This window comes from Streptomyces alkaliterrae (genome assembly GCF_007097205.2).
GTDB lineage: Bacteria > Actinomycetota > Actinomycetes > Streptomycetales > Streptomycetaceae > Streptomyces > Streptomyces alkaliterrae.
Map to the genome: position 1 here is coordinate 1 of NZ_VJYK02000607.1, position 1,181 is coordinate 1,181.

Below are 1,181 nucleotides of genomic sequence, written 5' to 3' on the forward strand. Positions count from 1 at the left end.
CAGGCGAAGGGGATGCACCTCGTGGCACGCATCGGTGATGGTGGCGATCTGCTGAAGTGTTCTTTCTGCGGGAAGAGTCAGAAGCAGGTGAAGAAGCTTATCGCAGGTCCTGGTGTGTATATCTGTGACGAGTGCATCGACTTGTGTAACGAGATTATCGAGGAGGAGTTGGCGGAGTCTTCTGATCTTCGGTGGGGTGAGTTGCCGAAGCCTCGGGAGATTTTCGAGTTCCTTGAGGGTTATGTGGTGGGGCAGGAAGCGGCGAAGAAGGCTTTGTCGGTTGCTGTTTACAATCATTACAAGCGGGTGCAGGCGGGTGAGTCGTCGTCCGGTGGGGTGAAGGACGATGGTATCGAGTTGGCGAAGTCGAATATTTTGTTGTTGGGGCCGACGGGGTCGGGTAAGACGTTGTTGGCGCAGACGTTGGCGCGGATGTTGAATGTTCCGTTCGCGATTGCTGATGCGACTGCGTTGACGGAGGCGGGGTATGTGGGTGAGGATGTCGAGAACATTCTTCTGAAGTTGATCCAGGCGGCTGACTATGATGTGAAGAAGGCCGAGACCGGGATCATCTATATTGATGAGATTGACAAGGTCGCGCGGAAGAGTGAGAATCCGTCGATTACGCGGGATGTGTCGGGTGAGGGTGTTCAGCAGGCGTTGTTGAAGATTTTGGAGGGGACGACTGCGTCGGTGCCGCCGCAGGGTGGGCGGAAGCATCCGCATCAGGAGTTCATTCAGATCGACACGACGAATGTGTTGTTTATTGTGGGTGGGGCGTTCGCGGGGTTGGAGAAGATTATCGAGTCGCGGGCGGGTGCGAAGGGTATTGGGTTTGGTGCGACGATCAGGTCGAAGCGGGAGTTGGAGGCTTCGAATCTGTTCGAGGAGGTGATGCCGGAGGATCTGGTGAAGTTCGGGATGATTCCGGAGTTCATCGGCCGTCTGCCGGTGATCACGTCGGTGCATAATTTGGATCGTGCGGCGTTGTTGCAGATTCTGGTGGAGCCGCGGAACGCGTTGGTGAAGCAGTACCAGAAGTTGTTCGAGCTTGATGGTGTGGAGTTGGAGTTCGAGCGGGGTGCGTTGGAGGCGATCGCGGACCAGGCGATCCTGCGCCGCACGGGCGCGCGCGGCCTCCGCGCGATCATGGAAGAAGTCCTGATGTCGGTGATGTACGA

The 1,181-nt window shown here is 56.9% G+C and carries 1 protein-coding gene; it reads left to right on the top strand.

Annotated elements, in window-relative coordinates; translation table 11 throughout:
* Window positions 1-21 precede the first annotated feature (21 nt).
* Window positions 22-1,181 (top strand): ATP-dependent Clp protease ATP-binding subunit ClpX (gene clpX, locus FNX44_RS27070; protein ID WP_143651594.1); only part of this gene is annotated, 1,160 nt, incomplete at its 3' end.